At 67.6% G+C, this 14,992-nt stretch carries 17 protein-coding genes; 16 read left to right on the top strand and 1 reads right to left on the bottom strand.

Features of this window, described 5'->3' with window-relative positions; all coding sequences use genetic code 11:
• The first annotated feature begins 230 nt into the window (after positions 1–230).
• From Q0672_RS09160 to Q0672_RS09085, 16 genes are all read left to right on the top strand, one after another.
• The gene (locus Q0672_RS09160; RefSeq protein ID WP_228112005.1) at positions 231–665 is read left to right on the top strand and encodes a hypothetical protein; all 435 of its coding nucleotides are present in this window, start codon (positions 231–233) and stop codon (positions 663–665) included.
• Between the two features lie 14 nt (positions 666–679).
• Positions 680–1,126 (top strand): DUF3828 domain-containing protein, encoded by a 447-nt coding sequence (locus Q0672_RS09155; RefSeq protein WP_298621694.1) that lies wholly within the window; start codon positions 680–682, stop codon positions 1,124–1,126.
• 190 nt (positions 1,127–1,316) lie between these two features.
• The gene (locus Q0672_RS09150; RefSeq protein ID WP_298621693.1) at positions 1,317–2,129 is read left to right on the top strand and encodes a trans-aconitate 2-methyltransferase; all 813 of its coding nucleotides are present in this window, start codon (positions 1,317–1,319) and stop codon (positions 2,127–2,129) included.
• A gap of 96 nt (positions 2,130–2,225) precedes the next feature.
• Positions 2,226–2,930, top strand: coding sequence for a hypothetical protein (locus tag Q0672_RS09145; protein ID WP_298621692.1), 705 nt, complete (start codon positions 2,226–2,228; stop codon positions 2,928–2,930).
• Positions 2,931–3,122: 192 nt separating this feature from the next.
• The gene (locus tag Q0672_RS09140; RefSeq protein WP_298621691.1) at positions 3,123–5,204 is read left to right on the top strand and encodes a PAS domain-containing methyl-accepting chemotaxis protein; all 2,082 of its coding nucleotides are present in this window, start codon (positions 3,123–3,125) and stop codon (positions 5,202–5,204) included.
• A 94-nt stretch (positions 5,205–5,298) separates the two neighbouring features.
• Positions 5,299–5,913 carry a cytochrome c biogenesis heme-transporting ATPase CcmA gene (gene ccmA, locus Q0672_RS09135; protein ID WP_298621690.1) on the top strand — a complete coding sequence of 205 codons (615 nt, stop codon included), beginning with the start codon at positions 5,299–5,301 and terminating at the stop codon, positions 5,911–5,913.
• Positions 5,910–6,575: a heme exporter protein CcmB gene (gene ccmB / locus Q0672_RS09130; RefSeq protein WP_298621689.1), complete on the top strand. Its 666-nt coding sequence runs from the start codon at positions 5,910–5,912 to the stop codon at positions 6,573–6,575. The genes ccmA and ccmB overlap by 4 nt, the downstream gene beginning before the upstream one ends.
• 31 nt (positions 6,576–6,606) lie before the next feature.
• The gene (gene ccmC / locus Q0672_RS09125) at positions 6,607–7,356 is read left to right on the top strand and encodes a heme ABC transporter permease CcmC (RefSeq protein ID WP_298621688.1); all 750 of its coding nucleotides are present in this window, start codon (positions 6,607–6,609) and stop codon (positions 7,354–7,356) included.
• On the top strand, positions 7,353–7,535 hold the full coding sequence (gene ccmD / locus Q0672_RS09120; protein WP_284186604.1) for a heme exporter protein CcmD: 183 nt from the start codon (positions 7,353–7,355) through the stop codon (positions 7,533–7,535). The genes ccmC and ccmD overlap by 4 nt, the downstream gene beginning before the upstream one ends.
• A gap of 41 nt (positions 7,536–7,576) precedes the next feature.
• Entirely contained in the window at positions 7,577–8,017 is a 441-nt protein-coding gene (gene ccmE, locus Q0672_RS09115; RefSeq protein ID WP_284186605.1) for a cytochrome c maturation protein CcmE, read from the top strand.
• Between the two features lie 124 nt (positions 8,018–8,141).
• Positions 8,142–10,094 carry a heme lyase CcmF/NrfE family subunit gene (locus Q0672_RS09110; protein WP_298621687.1) on the top strand — a complete coding sequence of 651 codons (1,953 nt, stop codon included), beginning with the start codon at positions 8,142–8,144 and terminating at the stop codon, positions 10,092–10,094.
• A complete protein-coding gene (locus tag Q0672_RS09105; protein ID WP_153163389.1) occupies positions 10,088–10,678 on the top strand; it encodes a DsbE family thiol:disulfide interchange protein in 591 nt (196 codons plus the stop codon). The genes Q0672_RS09110 and Q0672_RS09105 overlap by 7 nt, the downstream gene beginning before the upstream one ends.
• Positions 10,675–11,178, top strand: a complete 504-nt coding sequence (locus Q0672_RS09100; RefSeq protein ID WP_298621686.1) for a cytochrome c-type biogenesis protein — start codon at positions 10,675–10,677, stop codon at positions 11,176–11,178. The genes Q0672_RS09105 and Q0672_RS09100 overlap by 4 nt, the downstream gene beginning before the upstream one ends.
• On the top strand, positions 11,175–12,413 hold the full coding sequence (gene ccmI / locus Q0672_RS09095) for a c-type cytochrome biogenesis protein CcmI (protein ID WP_298621685.1): 1,239 nt from the start codon (positions 11,175–11,177) through the stop codon (positions 12,411–12,413). Before Q0672_RS09100 ends, ccmI begins: the two co-directional genes overlap by 4 nt.
• A 229-nt stretch (positions 12,414–12,642) precedes the next feature.
• On the top strand, positions 12,643–12,960 hold the full coding sequence (locus tag Q0672_RS09090) for a cupin domain-containing protein (RefSeq protein ID WP_298621684.1): 318 nt from the start codon (positions 12,643–12,645) through the stop codon (positions 12,958–12,960).
• Positions 12,961–13,031: 71 nt separating this feature from the next.
• A complete protein-coding gene (locus Q0672_RS09085) occupies positions 13,032–14,000 on the top strand; it encodes an MBL fold metallo-hydrolase (protein ID WP_298621683.1) in 969 nt (322 codons plus the stop codon).
• Positions 14,001–14,072: 72 nt separating this feature from the next.
• Here Q0672_RS09085 and metK read toward each other — a convergent pair.
• A partial coding sequence (gene metK / locus Q0672_RS09080) for a methionine adenosyltransferase (protein WP_298621682.1) occupies positions 14,073–14,992 on the bottom strand: 920 nt, incomplete at its 5' end.

The following is a 14,992-nucleotide window of genomic DNA, read 5'->3' as shown; positions in this document are numbered from 1 at the left end:
GATTTCATCGCGACAAACTGCACAGGACTAGGATGATCTCTTGAGGTGGGCCGAACATCTTGCCATGCAGTACCGCCATGAGAGTTCCCGAGCAACGGAACTTAGCTGGCTTGGATCATTGTCTCCAAACCCCACCAATGTCATGCAAATGAGTTAGTATAAACAGCACAATTAAGGCGACGACGAGCCTAAGCCTGTTGTTATCTCTTGACGACCTGGGAGGTCTTGAAATGAGTGCGTGGAACGTTGAGGATGCGGTGAAGATGCTGAATGGCCGGGCAAAGGATCATAGCCTGGGCCGATGTGCGGAATACACACGTATCGCCATCGAGGCTGGCGGGATTGTACTTAAAAGACATATCTCAGCCAAGGATTACGGTTCGAGCCTGTTAGCAGTCGGCTTCACAACGCTTTCGCCTGATGTGTCTCTTTTCAAAGCAGGTGACGTCGCCATCATTCAGCCGATCAAGGGGCACCCCCATGGGCATATGGCGATGTTCAACGGGAAGATATGGATTTCTGACTTCAAGCAGAATCACGGCTACTATCCCGGCCCAACCTACAGAAAAATCAAGCCGCCAGTGACGATCTATAGGTATGGATCGCAGTCTGAGCAGACTTTTATTTTTGCGCCGGTGTATGCGGTCGATCATAGTTTGGCCTGAACGGGAAGAAGAGTATGCGCCCCGTCGCAGTGGCACTATTGCGCCTATCTCTGATTTGGATGCTGGTGGGTTCTTGCTCATCCGTGGCATTTGCCGATGCCAAAGGGCAAGTGGCAGAGTTTTATGGATGGTATCTGGGGCGCATTGCCGCAGACGATCCCCCGTCCCTGTCTGAAGGGACTGATCTAAAACGTTACGTCTCATCAGCCCGCCTTCGAAAACTTAATAGGCAATTCAACAGTCCGGATGGCATGGATAACGACTATTTCATCCAAGCCCAAGACTATCTTGACAGCTGGATAAAGTACATTGCCGTAATTCCTATATCTGAATCTGCGAAGCGCGCTCAGCTCCGTGTGCAACTTGGGGAGGGGGACGAACTCTACACACTCAGGGTGATTGCGGTAAAAGAGGGGGGAGAGTGGAAAATCGACATGGTCAGTGTATCGCGTTCACCTTGAATCTCGGTTCAAGCATAAGCGCAGTCAACTGACCCGAGGTCTGCAGCAAAGCTAGCGTCCCAAGGACGAATAGGAGCGGATTCGATACAGATGCAGTTTTCCGGCAGATCACCATCTCCGGCGCAAACTGCAACGGAGCATCAACCAGCCCGTACGCCCACACCTCGAGCAACACGCACGATGCCCGTCTATGCTCAATGTGTCCCCCTTCGCCCTGCCGCCCGCCCTCAAGGCCCTGCTTTCGCAGCTGGGCGGGGTGGCTGTTGCCTACGCGGCGGGCCGGGCCGGGCTGCTGCCGCCCGGCGCGTGGCCGGTGGTCACCGTCCAGGCCGTCGCCGCCGCGGGCATCGCCACACTGCTCCGCAGCGCCCGCTGGTGGCGCTGGATTCACCTGGGATTCATGCCGGTGGTGGCCGGGGCGTTGGCGCTGCAGATCGCCCCGGGCTGGTATCTGGCGGCCTTCGTGGCGTTCGCGTTGATCTACTGGAGCAGCTTCCGCACCCAGGTGCCGCTGTTCCTCTCCAACCCGCGTACCGCCGAGGCGGTGGCCGGCCTGCTGCGCCGGGATCGGCCGCCGTCGGTGCTCGATCTGGGCAGCGGCACCGGCTCGCTGCTGCGCCCGCTGGCCCGACTGCGGCCGGATTGCCGCTGCGAAGGCGTCGAATCGGCCCCGGCGCCCTACCTGCTGTCGCGCATCCTGGCCCGCCACCAGCACAACATCGCGCTGGCCCGGGGCGACTTCTTCAAGATGCCCTGGGGCGACTACGATCTGGTGTATGCCTTCCTGTCGCCCGTGCCGATGAACGCGGTGTGGGACAAGGCCCGCGCCGAACTGCGCCCCGGCGCGCTGCTGGTGAGCAACAGCTTCCCGGTCGAGGGCGTCGATCCGGAGCAGGTGATCGAAGTGCCCGACAGCCGCCACACGCGGCTCTACTGCTATCGCCCCGCCGGCCACGAGCCGACGCCCAAGCCCTTGGCGTCAAACGCTTTTGGGCGCCGATAAGCGGTCGAATCCCCCCTCAATTCCGCCCCTCGCCCTGCCGTTAAGCAAGGAATAATGGCGTCATCGCGCCTTGCGTTCAGCGAGAGGATTTCCACCATGTCCCGCATCATCTGCGTCATCGGCAACAAGGGCGGCACCGGCAAGACGACCCTGTCGCACATGCTGTGCCAGGGCCTCGGCCTGCTGGGCCAGAGTTCGGCCTGCGTCCTCACCGACACCCACCGCGAACCGCTCTCGCCCGACGGCCGCCGCTACGTGACCGCCGACGGACGCACCCCCGAGGCACTCCAGAAGATCGTCACCAAGCTGCGCACCATGGAAGGCTGGGTCGGCGTGATCGACGGCGGCGGCAACCGGGCCGAGGTGGATCGCCTGCTCGACAGCCTCTCCGACATCGTGATCGTGCCCTTCCGCGATTCCCACGAAGACCTGCGCACCACCCTCGGTGACCTGCAGACCTTCCCCCACGCCTACGCCCTGCCGTCCCAGTGGCCCACCAACGCCTGGCAGCGCGACGCCGCCGACCGCAGCGTGGCCCAGCTCCTCGGCGAATACCGCGACCGCCTGCTCCACCCGGTGGCCAGCCTGTCCGCATCCAAGCTGCTGCTGCAAAAGCAAATCCCCGACAGCCTGCCCTCCAACCTCGGCAACGCCTGCCGCAGCCTGGCCCGGCAGGTGATGGAGATCCTCGAGATCGGCGAAGCGGACGCCGAACAGCGCGCCCGCCGCGACGCCCCGGCCGTCTCCGTGCCACCGGCAGCGGTCATGCCTGAAGGCTTCGCCAGCACCGCCCGCCACTAGGCCCACCCTCCCCCGCCACGGCCCTCCCTTCCCGGAGGGCCGTTTCATTTCGTCCGCCCGCCGGCGCAAGACCGCGCCGCACCCATGCCCCTGTACAAAAAATAACCACACATTTGCTGAGGTTTTCTTCCTTCCCGCCGAAATAGCAGTCAACAAGGCGACACACGCCAGGGCGACGGGGAGACTCATCAGATGCGTAACAACGGGCCAGTTACCGGCAAGGAACAGACTTTCGGCGACGACATCGCCATCATCTCGCACACCGACGATGCCGGCCGGATCAACTTCGTCAACGACGACTTCGTGGCGATCAGCGGCTTTTCCAGCGACGAACTGATCGGCCAGTCCCACAACATCGTCCGCCACCCGGACATGCCCGGCGAGGCCTTCCGCGACCTGTGGGTCACCCTCAAGCGCGGCCGGCCGTGGTCCGGGCTGGTCAAGAACCGCTGCAAGAACGGCGACTTCTACTGGGTTCGCGCCGCCATCACGCCCAAGCCCGACGGCGGCTTCATGTCAGTGCGGGTCAAGCCGGCGGCCGGCGAGGTGCAGGCCGCCGAGGCGCTCTACCAGCGCATGCAGCGCGATCCGTCGATCCGGCTCCACGAGGGCAAGGTGCGCCGTACCGGCGTGGCCGGCGTCATCGAGCGGGGCATGGCGCGGATCGACAACATGCCCATCGGCCGCCGCCTGCTCGGGGTGATGGTCATCGTGATGGTCCTGCTCGCCGCCACCCTGGCCGACAGCCAGCGCTCGGCCCGCCAGATCGAGGCCCGCTATCAGGCGCACATCGCCCACGACGGCGCCCGCCGGGTGGACTTCTACAGCATGTACGCCCAGGGCCTGCAGATGGGTCAGGCCCTGCGCAACGCCATGCTCGACCCGGCCAACCCCAAGGCCTACGAGAACTACACCAAGGCTGCCGAGGCCTTCGAAAGTGTGGCCGGCAAGGCGCGCAGCCTCGACGAGCAGACCTTCACGTCCGGCCTGCCGGCGCGCATCGAGGATCTGCGCCGCGAGCAGCGGCAGATCCACGACCGGCTGTTCGCCCTCGTCAAGAATGGCCAGGGCGAAGAAGCCCGGGCGATGCTCAACAAGGAGGAAACCCCGAAATGGCGGGAGATGCGTGACCTCCTGCTGGCCGAGATCAAGCGCCTCGACGAAGCCTCGCCTCACCTGCTGGCCGAGCTGAAGGAAGCATCCGACGCCGGCATCCGGCGCAGCCTGGGCCTTGGGCTGGGCGCCGTGGTGCTTGGCCTGATCCTCGGCGCCGGCCTGCTGGCCCGCACCGCCCGCCAGGCCGCCCGCGCCCGCGAGATGGTCTCCGCCGTGGCCGGCGGGCGGCTGTCCCTGCCCATCTGCCCGGGCAGCCGCGACGAGATCGGCGAGATCCTCACCCACGTGGCCATACTCAAGAACCGCCTCCACGAGGCGATCAGCCTGATCCAGCAGAGCGCCCGCGAGCTGGCCGACTCCAGCGCCCGCCTGGCCAGCGCCAGCGAGGCCACCGTCGACGCCACCACCACCCAGTCGTCCGCCATCTCCACCATCGCCGCGGCGGTCGAGGAGCTGTCGGTCGCCAGCGACGCGATGAGCGAGAACGCCCGCGAGGCCCTCGGCGCCGCCGAGCACGCCATCACCACCACCCGCGACAGCGCCACCATCAGCCGCGGCGCCGCCGAGACCATCGGCAACGCTGCCCGCGCGGTGGCCAGCACCGAATCCCGCATCGGCGAACTGGCCGACATGTCGGCCGAGATCAGCCGGGTGGTCAAGGTGATCCGCGAGATCTCCGATCAGACCAACCTCCTCGCCCTCAACGCCGCCATCGAAGCAGCCAGGGCCGGCGAACAGGGCCGCGGCTTCGCGGTGGTCGCCGACGAGGTGCGCAAACTGGCCGAGCGCACCGGCAGCTCCACCCAGGAGATCGCCGCGGTGATCCAGCGCATCCAGTCGGTGAGCGACGCGGTGGCCAGCGACGTGGCCGCCGGCAGCAGCCAGGTTGCCGCCGGCGCCCGCGACGCCCTGCACGCCGGTGACGTGGCGGCCTCGGTCGAGACCTCCGTCGTCCAGGCTGGCGAAGCCATGCACCAGATCGGCGCGGCCCTCACCGAGAGCAGCACCACCACCCGCCACATCGCCGACCAGATGGAAACCGTGGCCGAGAACGCCGAAGTGGACGCCGACATGGCCCGCCAGTCGGCCACCGAAGCCCGCCAGATCGGCCACCTCGCCAACAAGCTGCAGGCCCTCGCCGCCCAGTTCCGCACCTGAGCCAGCCAACGGGCATGGAAAGGAAGGGTCGAGCCGGTTTACCCGCCCGGGTCGGTCGGGCAGAATGCGCCGACTCCGACTCTCAAACCCTCCGATGCTCACTGCCCACGGTCTTGCCTGCGATCGCGGCGACCGCCGTCTGTTTTCCGCTGTGGACTTCGCCGTCGCCCAGGGCCAGTGGCTGCAGGTGGAAGGCCCCAACGGGGCCGGCAAGACCAGCCTGCTGCGCATCGTCGCGGGGCTGGCGCCGGCAGCGGACGGACGCATCGAATGGGAAGGCCAGCCAGTCGCCGAGGTGCGCGATGAGTTCCACGCCCGCCTGCTCTACCTGGGCCACGCCCCGTCCATCAAGGACGACCTCTCCGCCCTCGAGAACCTCCAGACCGCCGCCGCCGTGGCCGGCCGTCCGCTGGATGAGCACACCGCCCTCACCGCCTTGCGCCGGATCGGCCTGAAGGGCCGCGAGGATCTGCCCACCCGGGTGCTCTCCCAGGGCCAGAAGCGCCGCGTGGCGCTGGCCCGCCTGCTGTGCAGCCAGGCGCGGCTGTGGATCCTCGACGAGCCCTTCGTGGCCCTCGACGTGGCCGCCGTCAGCCAGCTGTGCGAGATCCTCGACGAGCACCTGTCCCGCGGCGGCATGCTCCTGTTCACCAGCCATCAGGCGGTGCAGCTGGGCGGCACGCCCTCCAGCCTGAGGCTGGGCGCATGAGCGCTTTCTTCGCCATCGTCCGCCGCGACCTGCTGCTGGCCGCCCGCCGCAAGAGCGAGGTGTTCACCGCGCTGTTCTTCTTCATGATCGTGGTGAGCCTGTTCCCTCTCGGCATCGGGCCCGAGACCGCGCTCCTGCGCCGCATCGCGCCCGGCGTGCTGTGGGTGGCGGCGCTGCTGGCGGCGATGCTGTCCCTCAACCGCCTGTTCGCCGCCGATCACGCCGACGGCACGCTGGAGCAGATGGCCCTGTCGCCCACGCCGCTGGCCCTGCTGGTGGCGGGCAAGACCCTCGCCCACTGGCTCACCGCCGGGCTGCCGCTAGTGCTGCTGGCGCCGGTGCTGGGCATCCAGTTCGATCTCTCCGCCCGCTCGCTGGGCATCCTGATGCTGTCGCTGCTGCTGGGCACGCCGCTGCTGTCCCTCATCGGGGCGATCGGCGCGGCCCTCACCCTGGGCCTGCGCGGTGGCGGCGTGCTGCTGTCGCTGCTGGTGCTACCCCTGTATATTCCGGCCCTGATCTTTGGCGCCGGCGCGGTCGAGGCCGACATGGCCGGGCTCGGCGTGGGCGGACACCTGTCGCTGCTGGGCGCCCTCTTGGCGCTCGGCGTGTTCTTTGCCCCGTGGGCCGCCACCGCCGCCCTGCGCATCGCCCTCGAATAGCGCCGCCACACCCTTTTTCGGATTCATCCCCATGAGTCAGCGCTTCATCAACTGGTTCAAGTTCGCCTCGCCGGCCAGCTTCTATCCCCTCGCCGGCAAGGCCTGGCCGTGGTTCGCCGCGCTTGCCACGGCGCTTGCCGCCGCCGGGCTGTGGATCAGCTTCTTCGTCGCCCCCACCGATTTCCAGCAGGGCGAGGGCTACCGGATCATCTTCATCCACGTGCCGGCCTCGTGGATGTCCATGTTCATCTACTGCGTGATGGCCTTCTGGGCGGCCATCGGCATCACGTTCAACACCCGCCTGTCGGGCATGATGAGCTCGGCCCTGGCGCCCACCGGCGCGCTGTTCGCCTTCATCTCGTTGTGGACCGGCGCCCTGTGGGGCAAGCCCATGTGGGGCGCCTGGTGGGTGTGGGATGCGCGGCTCACGTCCGAGCTGATCCTGTTCTTCCTGTACATCGGCTACATCGCCCTCACCGCCGCCATCGACGACCCGCGCCGGGCCGACAAGGCCGGGGCCATCGTGGCGCTGGTGGGCGTGGTCAATGTGCCGATCATCTATTTCTCGGTGAAGTGGTGGAACACCCTGCACCAGGGCGCGTCGGTGTCCCTCACCAAGGCGCCCACCATGGCCACCACCATGCTGTGGGGCATGCTGCTGATGGCCCTGGCCTTCTGGATGTACAGCATCGCCATCGCGCTCTACCGGGTGCGGGCGATCATCCTGGAGCGCGAACGCCACACCACCTGGGTGGCCGAACTGCCGGAGATGCAGCGATGAACTGGGGCAGCGCCAGCGAATTCTTTGCCATGGGAGGCTACGGCCTCTACGTGTGGGGCAGCTTCGGCGTGACCGCCGCCGCCCTGCTGATCGAGGTCGTGCTCGTCCGCAGACGCCTTGTCGACACCCGCCGTATCCTGCGTCGGGAACTGACGGCCGATCGCGACGACCAACACTGAATCAAACCCATCCGCCCGATCGCCGGCAGACTCAAGCAACCATGAAACCACGCCAGAAACGCTTCGCCATCATCATCGGCGGCCTCGCCGCCCTCGGCATCGCGGCCGCCCTCGTGCTCAACGCCTTCCAGAGCAATCTGGTGTTCTTCTTCACGCCCACCCAGGTGGCCAGCGGCGAAGCCCCCAAGGGCCGTGCCTTCCGCGTCGGCGGGCTGGTGAAGGAAGGCAGCCTCCAGCGCACCGACATCACCGCCCGCTTCGTGGTCACCGACACCGCCAAGGAAATCCCCGTCACCTACAAGGGCATCCTGCCGGACCTCTTCTCGGAGGGCAAAGGCGTTGTCGCCCAGGGCAGCCTGGGGCCGGATGGCCAGTTCACCGCCACCGAAGTGCTCGCCAAGCACGACGAGAACTACATGCCGCCCGAAGCCCAGGCCGCAGTGGACAAAGCCCACGAGGCGTCGCGAACTTTGAAGCAGTGAGAAGAACCGTGAGGAGTGAGGGGAGAGGAGTCAGGAGGCCTTCCTTCAGCCTTGTGGGCTCCCGACTCGCCTGATCACCACGTCACGCCTCACCCCTTACTCCCATCTCCTCACCAGAAAAACCATGATCCCCGAAATCGGCTCCTTTGCCCTCGTCCTGGCCCTGCTGGTGGCCCTCGTGCAGGGAACATTGCCCCTCGTCGGCGCCCAGCGGGGCGTGGCGGCGTGGGTGCAGCTGGCGCGGCCCGCGTCGGCCACCCTGTTCCTGCTCATCGCGGTGGCCTTCGGCTGCCTCACCGCCAGCTTCATCAACAATGATTTCTCGGTGCTGTATGTTGCCCAGCACTCCAACTCGCGCCTGCCGATCGAGTACCGCATCGCCGGCGTGTGGGGCGGCCACGAGGGCTCGCTGCTGCTGTGGGTGCTGATGCTGTCCCTGTGGGCGCTGGCCGTGGCGGCCTTCTCCCGCAGCCTGCCGGACGACATGGTGGCGCGGGTCGAGGGTGTGCTTGGGCTTGTAGCGGCCGGCTTCATCCTGTTCATCCTCACCACCTCCAGCCCCTTCGAGCGCCTCTTGCCCGGCGCCAACGACGGCCGTGACCTCAACCCGCTGCTCCAGGACCCGGGCCTGATCTTCCATCCGCCGATGCTCTACATGGGCTACGTGGGCTTCTCGGTGGCCTTCGCCTTCGCCATCGCCGCGCTGCTGTCGGGCCGGCTGGATGCCGCCTGGGCGCGCTGGTCGCGGCCGTGGACCACCGCCGCGTGGGTCTTCCTCACCCTCGGCATCGGCCTCGGCTCGATCTGGGCCTACTACGAGCTGGGCTGGGGTGGCTGGTGGTTCTGGGATCCGGTCGAGAACGCCTCGTTCATGCCCTGGCTGGTGGGCACGGCGCTGATCCACTCCCTGGCGGTTACCGAAAAGCGCGGCAGCTTCAAGAACTGGACGGTGCTGCTGGCCATCGGCGCGTTCTCCCTGTCGCTGCTGGGCACCTTCCTGGTCCGCTCCGGCGTGCTCAGCTCGGTGCACGCCTTCGCCACCGACCCGAAGCGTGGGGTGTTCATCCTGTTGTTCCTGGCGGTAGTGGTCGGCTCGTCCCTCACCCTGTTTGCCTGGCGGGCGCCCAAGGTCAGCCTGGGCGGCGCCTTCGCGCTGGTGTCGCGAGAGACCATGCTACTGATCAACAACCTGCTGCTCCTGTGCGCCGCCGGCGCGGTGCTGCTGGGCACGCTCTACCCGCTGGTGATCGACGCCCTCAACCTGGGCAAGCTGTCGGTCGGCCCCCCGTATTTCAACGCGGTGTTCGCCCCGCTGATGGTGCCGGTGCTGTTCCTGATGGCCGTCGGCCCCGTTGCGCGCTGGAAGCAGGCCAATCTCGCCGACATCATCCGCCCCCTGCGGGCCGCCTTCGCGCTGGCCGTGGTGGCCGGCGTCGGCCTGCCCTTCGTGGCCGGCAACTGGAGCGCCGGCGTGGCGCTGGGCATCGGCCTGGCGGTGTGGATCGTCGGCTCGTCGGTGCTGCAGATCCTCGCCCGGGCCAAGTCCGGCATGCCGCCGCGGTCCTTCTGGGGCATGCATCTGGCCCACGTGGGCATCGCGGTCACCGTGGTCGGCATCGTGATGGTCAAGCACTACGAAACGGAGCGCGACGTGCGCATGGCCCCCGGCGACACCGTCGCGGCGGGCAGCTACACGATCCGCTTCCTGGGCGTCGAAGGCGCACCCGGCCCCAACTACACCGCCGCCCGCGGCAACCTGGAGCTCCTCAAGGACGGCCAGCTGGTGATGCCGCTGCACCCCGAGAAGCGCAAGTACCTCTCCTCCGCCATGCCGATGACCGAAGCCTTCATCGACCCGGGCCTCACCCGCGACATCTACGTCTCGCTGGGCGACCCGCTCGAAGGTGACGACGGCGCCTGGAGCGTGCGCGTGTATTACAAACCCTTCGTCAGCTGGATCTGGGCCGGCGCCGTGCTGATGGCCCTGGGCGGCATCTTCGCCGCCAGCGACCGCCGCTACCGCCTCAAGTCGGCCGCCCGCGCCGCCACCAAGCTCGCCCCCGGAGCCGCATCGTGAAACGTTTCCTGATCCCCCTCGGCATCTTCCTGGTGCTGATCGTGTTCCTCGCCATCGGCCTCAACCGTGATCCCCACGAGGTGCCCTCGCCGCTGGTCGGCAAGCCGGCGCCCGAATTCCGCCTCGTCACGCTGGCCGATCCGGCCAAGGAATTCTCCCCCGCCGACATGCGCGGCCAGGTGTGGCTGCTCAACGTATGGGCCTCGTGGTGCGTGTCGTGCCGCGCCGAGCACCCGCTGCTGGTGGCCTTCGCCAAGGACGGCAAGCTGCCGGTGGTCGGGCTCAACTACAAGGAAGTGCGCGGCGACGGTGGTCTCGACGCCAAGAAGCTCGCCCCGGAGCAGGAACTCGCCCTCACCCGCCAGCGCGCCGGCGCCTGGCTCGCCCAGCACGGCAACCCGTACCTGCTGTCGGTGCTCGACATGGACGGCCGGGTCGGCATCGACTACGGCGTGTATGGCGTGCCCGAAACCTATCTGATCGACAAGAAAGGCGTGATCCGCTTCAAGCAGATCGGCCCGATCACCCCCGAAGCCCTGAGCCAGAAGATCCTGCCGCTCGCCAAGCAGCTCGCCGCCGAATGACGACCGCCATGACCCGCCGCCTGCTCGCGCCCCTCGCCGGCCTGCTCCTCGCCGCCAGCCTCAACCTCCACGCCGCCGACGCCACGCCGATGGCCGAAGACCCGGTGGTCGAGGCCCGGCTCGTCACCATCTCCGAAGAACTCCGCTGCCTCGTCTGCCAGAACGAAAGCCTCGCCGCCTCACGCGCCGAGCTCGCCAACGACCTGCGCGAGGAAGTCCGCAAGCTCATCCACCAGGGCAAGTCCGACGCCGACATCCGCGACTACCTCGTCGCCCGCTACGGCGACTTCGTGCTCTACCGCCCGCCGGTCAAGCCCACCACCTGGCTCCTGTGGTTCGGCCCCTTCGCGCTGCTCGCCGGTGGCGCCGTCGGCCTCATCGCCTACCTGCGCCGGCGTGCCGGCAAGGTTGATGCCCCCGACCTGACCGCCGACCAGCGCGCCGCCGCCGAGGCCCTCCTCGGCACCGACTCATCCCAACGCCCGAAGAACGACGCATGACCGCCTTCTGGATTGCCGCCGGGCTGCTCACCGCCCTCGTCCTCGCCGTGCTGTGCTGGCCGCTGCTGCGCCACAAGGCCGCCGCCCACGCCTCCCGCCAGGCCATCAACACCGCCATCTACCGCGACCAGCTGGCCGAACTCGACCGGGATCTCGCCAGCGGCGCCCTCTCCCAGGCCGACTACGCCAGCGCCCGCAGCGAGATCGAGCGCCGCGTCCTCGAAGACGTGGCCGGTGACCCCGCCGCCCCGACGGAGGCCCCGCGCCGCCTGCCGCGCACCGCGCTGGGCCTCGCCGTCAGCGTGCCGCTGGCCGCCGTTGCGCTGTATTTCGCCCTCGGCAACCCCGCCGCCCTCGACCCGGCTGCCTCCCAACAGGGCGCCGAACCCAGCGCCGCCGAAGTCGAGAAGATGGTCGCCGCCCTCGCCACCAAGCTTGAGCAGAACCCCGACAACCCCGAAGGCTGGGTGATGCTGGGCCGCAGCTACAAGGTGATGGGCCGCTTCGACGACGCCGCCAAGGCCTTCGAAAAGGCCGGCCCGGCGATGGAAACTAACCCCGAGCTGATGCTCGAACTCGCCGACCTCTCCGCCGAACTCAACAACGGCAAGATCGAAGGCAAGGGCCGCGAACTGCTGCTGAAGGTGCTCGCCGACCAGCCCGACAACCCGCAGGCGCTGGTGCTCGCCGGCTACGACGCCTATTCGCGCCAGCGCTACGCCGACGCCATCAAGCACTGGGAGAAGCTGCTGGCGATGGTCCCGCCCGATTCCCAGGACGCCCAGAACCTCACCGCCGGCATCGAGAAGGCCCGCAGCCTGATGGGCGCCGGCGCCCCCGCCCGTGCAGCCGAGAAGCCCGCAAAGGCAGCCAAGGCCGACGTGCCCGCCGCCAGCAAGGTCAGCGGCAAGGTCGAGCTGGCCCCGGAACTCAAAGCCAAGGCCAGCCCCGACGACGTGGTGTTCATCTTTGCCCGCGCCGCCCAGGGCCCGCGGATGCCCCTGGCGGTGGTCCGGGCCAAGGTGGCCGACCTGCCGGTGGATTTCACCCTCGACGACAGCATGGCCATGAGCCCCGACTTCAAGCTCTCCTCCGCCGGCGAGCTGCGCATCGAAGCCCGCGTTTCCAAGAGCGGCAACGCCATTGCCGCGCCGGGCGACCTGTCCGGCGAAGTCGGCCCGGTGAAAGCCGGCGCCAGCGGCATCCGGCTGCGCATCGACCGCGTCGTGCCGTAATTTCGGCCCGGTACAGGCTGCCGGCCGCGATAAATAGTCGCAGCCTATACCGAGCATCGCAATAAACAATTGGCGCCGCGGCAGCGCTGCCGTACGATGGTCCGACGTCTGACAAAACTGCTTCCTGAGGGCAGGTCAGGCGATCTAGCTGCACTTGGCGCGCCGGGGTAAAAACAGAAAACACCCCCCAATACCCACAGAGATCCATCCCGGCGCCCATTTTTCCCCAATGTCCCGCGAAAATCTCCTCTCGCCGCTCCCGCCACCGGGCCCGGAAGAGCGCTTTGACACCCTCTTCGCCAGCCCTCACGTGCGCATCGAGCGCATCGTCTCGCACCGCCACGCCAGCCCGCCCGGCTTCTGGTACGACCAGGCCGAGGACGAATGGGTGATGCTCGCCCAGGGCTCTGCCGAACTGGAATTCGATGACGGCCGCCGCGAGGCGCTCGCCCCCGGCGACTGGCTGCTGATCCTCGCCGGCTGCCGGCACCGGGTCGCCGCCACCGGGCCCGACACCGTGTGGCTCGCGGTGCACGTCGCCCGCTGACGCTTGGCTCCCAACACAGATCCCGGCCGATTGTCGTATTCTCCTGTCCTTCCCCCACAGGAGAACCCCCCATGATCCGACGCAGTCTCACCGCCCTGGCCTTTGCCGTGGGCGCCAGCTTCCTTCCCTTTGCCCCCGCCCAGGCCGAAGCGCCGGCCGTCGGCACCCAGGTGCCCGGCTACTACCGCATGGCCCTCGGCACGCTTGAGATCACCGCCCTCTACGACGGCTACGTGGATCTCGGCGCCAACCTGCTGCTGGGCGCCAGCAAGGCCGAAGTGCAGAAGCTGCTCGCCAGACAGTTCATCGCCGGCGAGAAGGTCCAGACCGCCGTCAACGCCTATCTCATCAACGCCGGCGGCAAGCTGATCCTCGTGGATGCCGGCGCCGCCAAGGCCTTCGGCCCGACCCTCGGCTTCATCGGCGATCAGCTCCGCGCCGCCGGCTACAGCCCGGACAAGGTGGACGTGGTGCTCCTCACCCACCTCCACGCCGACCACGTGGCCGGCATCCTCGACGCCGACGGCAAGCCGCTCTTCCCCAACGCCGAGATCCACGTGGCCCAGGCCGAGAGCGACTTCTGGCTGTCGGAAGCCAACGCCGCCGCCGCGCCCAAGGACTTCAAGCCCTTCTTCGAGCTCGCCCGCAAATCGGTGGCGCCCTACCAGGCCGCCGGAAAGTACAAGACCTTCACCGGCGAAGCCGACTTCGGCAGCGTGAAGGCCGTGCCCTCCAACGGCCACACGCCGGGCCACACCAGCTATATCGTCGAATCCGGCGGCCAGCGCCTGCTGATCCTCGGCGACGCGGTGCACGCCCACGCGGTGCAGTTCGCCCACCCGGAAGTCGCTATCGAATTCGACAGCGACAAGAAAGCCGCCATCGCCGCCCGCAAGAAGCTGTTCGCCTGGGCCGCGAAGGAGAAGCTGCTGGTCTCCGGCATGCACCTGCCCTTCCCGGGCATCGGCCACGTGCGCAGCGAAGGCAAGGCCTACGCCTGGGTGCCGGTGGAGTACAGCCCGATCCGCACCGACAAGTAAGCGCGGCATCGCTGCAAACAAAAGGGCGACCCGCGGGTCGCCCTTTTTGCTGGAACCGGAAACCGGCGCGGCTTACAGCCCCGCGTCGGCGCGCAAGGCGGCGGCCTTGTCGGTGGTTTCCCAGGTGAAGTCCACCTCGTCGCGGCCGAAGTGGCCGTAGGCGGCGGTGGCCGAGTAGATCGGGCGCAGCAGGTTGAGGCTGGCGATGATGCCCTTCGGACGCAGGTCGAAATGGCGACGCACCAGCTCGACGATCTTCTCGTCCGACACCTTGCCGGTGCCGAAGGTCTCGACCATCAGGCTCACCGGCTGGGCCACGCCGATGGCGTAGGCCACCTGCACCTCGCAGCGATCGGCGAGGCCGGCGGCGACGATGTTCTTCGCCACGTAGCGGCCGGCGTAGGCGGCGGAACGGTCCACCTTTGACGGGTCCTTGCCCGAGAACGCGCCCCCACCGTGGTGGGCCGCGCCGCCGTAGGTGTCAACGATGATCTTGCGGCCGGTGAGGCCGCAGTCGCCGTTCGGGCCGCCGATCACGAACCGGCCGGTGGGGTTGATGAGGTAGCGGGTGTCGGCGGTGAGCATGTCCTTGGGCAGCACCGGCTTGATGACTTCCTCGATCACCGCCTCGGAGAGCGCCGTGTGGGCGATGTCCGGGTGATGCTGGGTGGACACCACCACGGTGTCGATCGCCACCGGCTTGCCATCCACGTAGCGCACGGTGAGCTGGCTCTTGGCGTCCGGGCGCAGCCACGGCAGGCGGCCGTCCTTACGCACTTCGGCCTGGCGCTGCATGATGCGGTGGGCGTAGTAGATCGGGAAGGGCATCAGGCTGGGCGTCTCGTTGCACGCGTAGCCGAACATCAGGCCCTGGTCGCCGGCGCCCTGGTCGAGGTCGAGGCCTTCGCCTTCATTCACGCCCTGGGCGATGTCGGAGGACTGGCGGTTGATCGCGGTGAGCACCGCGCAGCTCTTGTAGTCGAAGCCGATGT

The organism is uncultured Zoogloea sp. (assembly GCF_937894855.1).
Taxonomy (GTDB): Bacteria; Pseudomonadota; Gammaproteobacteria; order Burkholderiales; family Rhodocyclaceae; genus Zoogloea; species Zoogloea oryzae.
The sequence above is the reverse complement of the archived record's forward strand: the minus strand, read 5'-3'. Positions and strand labels throughout refer to the sequence as shown.

What these genes read in the sequence shown, in the direction of transcription:
- Q0672_RS09160 (WP_228112005.1), top strand. Translation starts at nt 231, where the DNA reads ATGAGTGCGTGGAACGTTGAGGATGCGGTGAAGATGCTGAATGGCCGG.
- Q0672_RS09155 (WP_298621694.1), top strand. Translation starts at nt 680, where the DNA reads ATGCGCCCCGTCGCAGTGGCACTATTGCGCCTATCTCTGATTTGGATG.
- Q0672_RS09150 (WP_298621693.1), top strand. Translation starts at nt 1,317, where the DNA reads ATGCTCAATGTGTCCCCCTTCGCCCTGCCGCCCGCCCTCAAGGCCCTG.
- Q0672_RS09145 (WP_298621692.1), top strand. Translation starts at nt 2,226, where the DNA reads ATGTCCCGCATCATCTGCGTCATCGGCAACAAGGGCGGCACCGGCAAG.
- Q0672_RS09140 (WP_298621691.1), top strand. Translation starts at nt 3,123, where the DNA reads ATGCGTAACAACGGGCCAGTTACCGGCAAGGAACAGACTTTCGGCGAC.
- ccmA (WP_298621690.1), top strand. Translation starts at nt 5,299, where the DNA reads ATGCTCACTGCCCACGGTCTTGCCTGCGATCGCGGCGACCGCCGTCTG.
- ccmB (WP_298621689.1), top strand. Translation starts at nt 5,910, where the DNA reads ATGAGCGCTTTCTTCGCCATCGTCCGCCGCGACCTGCTGCTGGCCGCC.
- ccmC (WP_298621688.1), top strand. Translation starts at nt 6,607, where the DNA reads ATGAGTCAGCGCTTCATCAACTGGTTCAAGTTCGCCTCGCCGGCCAGC.
- ccmD (WP_284186604.1), top strand. Translation starts at nt 7,353, where the DNA reads ATGAACTGGGGCAGCGCCAGCGAATTCTTTGCCATGGGAGGCTACGGC.
- ccmE (WP_284186605.1), top strand. Translation starts at nt 7,577, where the DNA reads ATGAAACCACGCCAGAAACGCTTCGCCATCATCATCGGCGGCCTCGCC.
- Q0672_RS09110 (WP_298621687.1), top strand. Translation starts at nt 8,142, where the DNA reads ATGATCCCCGAAATCGGCTCCTTTGCCCTCGTCCTGGCCCTGCTGGTG.
- Q0672_RS09100 (WP_298621686.1), top strand. Translation starts at nt 10,675, where the DNA reads ATGACGACCGCCATGACCCGCCGCCTGCTCGCGCCCCTCGCCGGCCTG.
- ccmI (WP_298621685.1), top strand. Translation starts at nt 11,175, where the DNA reads ATGACCGCCTTCTGGATTGCCGCCGGGCTGCTCACCGCCCTCGTCCTC.
- Q0672_RS09090 (WP_298621684.1), top strand. Translation starts at nt 12,643, where the DNA reads ATGTCCCGCGAAAATCTCCTCTCGCCGCTCCCGCCACCGGGCCCGGAA.
- Q0672_RS09085 (WP_298621683.1), top strand. Translation starts at nt 13,032, where the DNA reads ATGATCCGACGCAGTCTCACCGCCCTGGCCTTTGCCGTGGGCGCCAGC.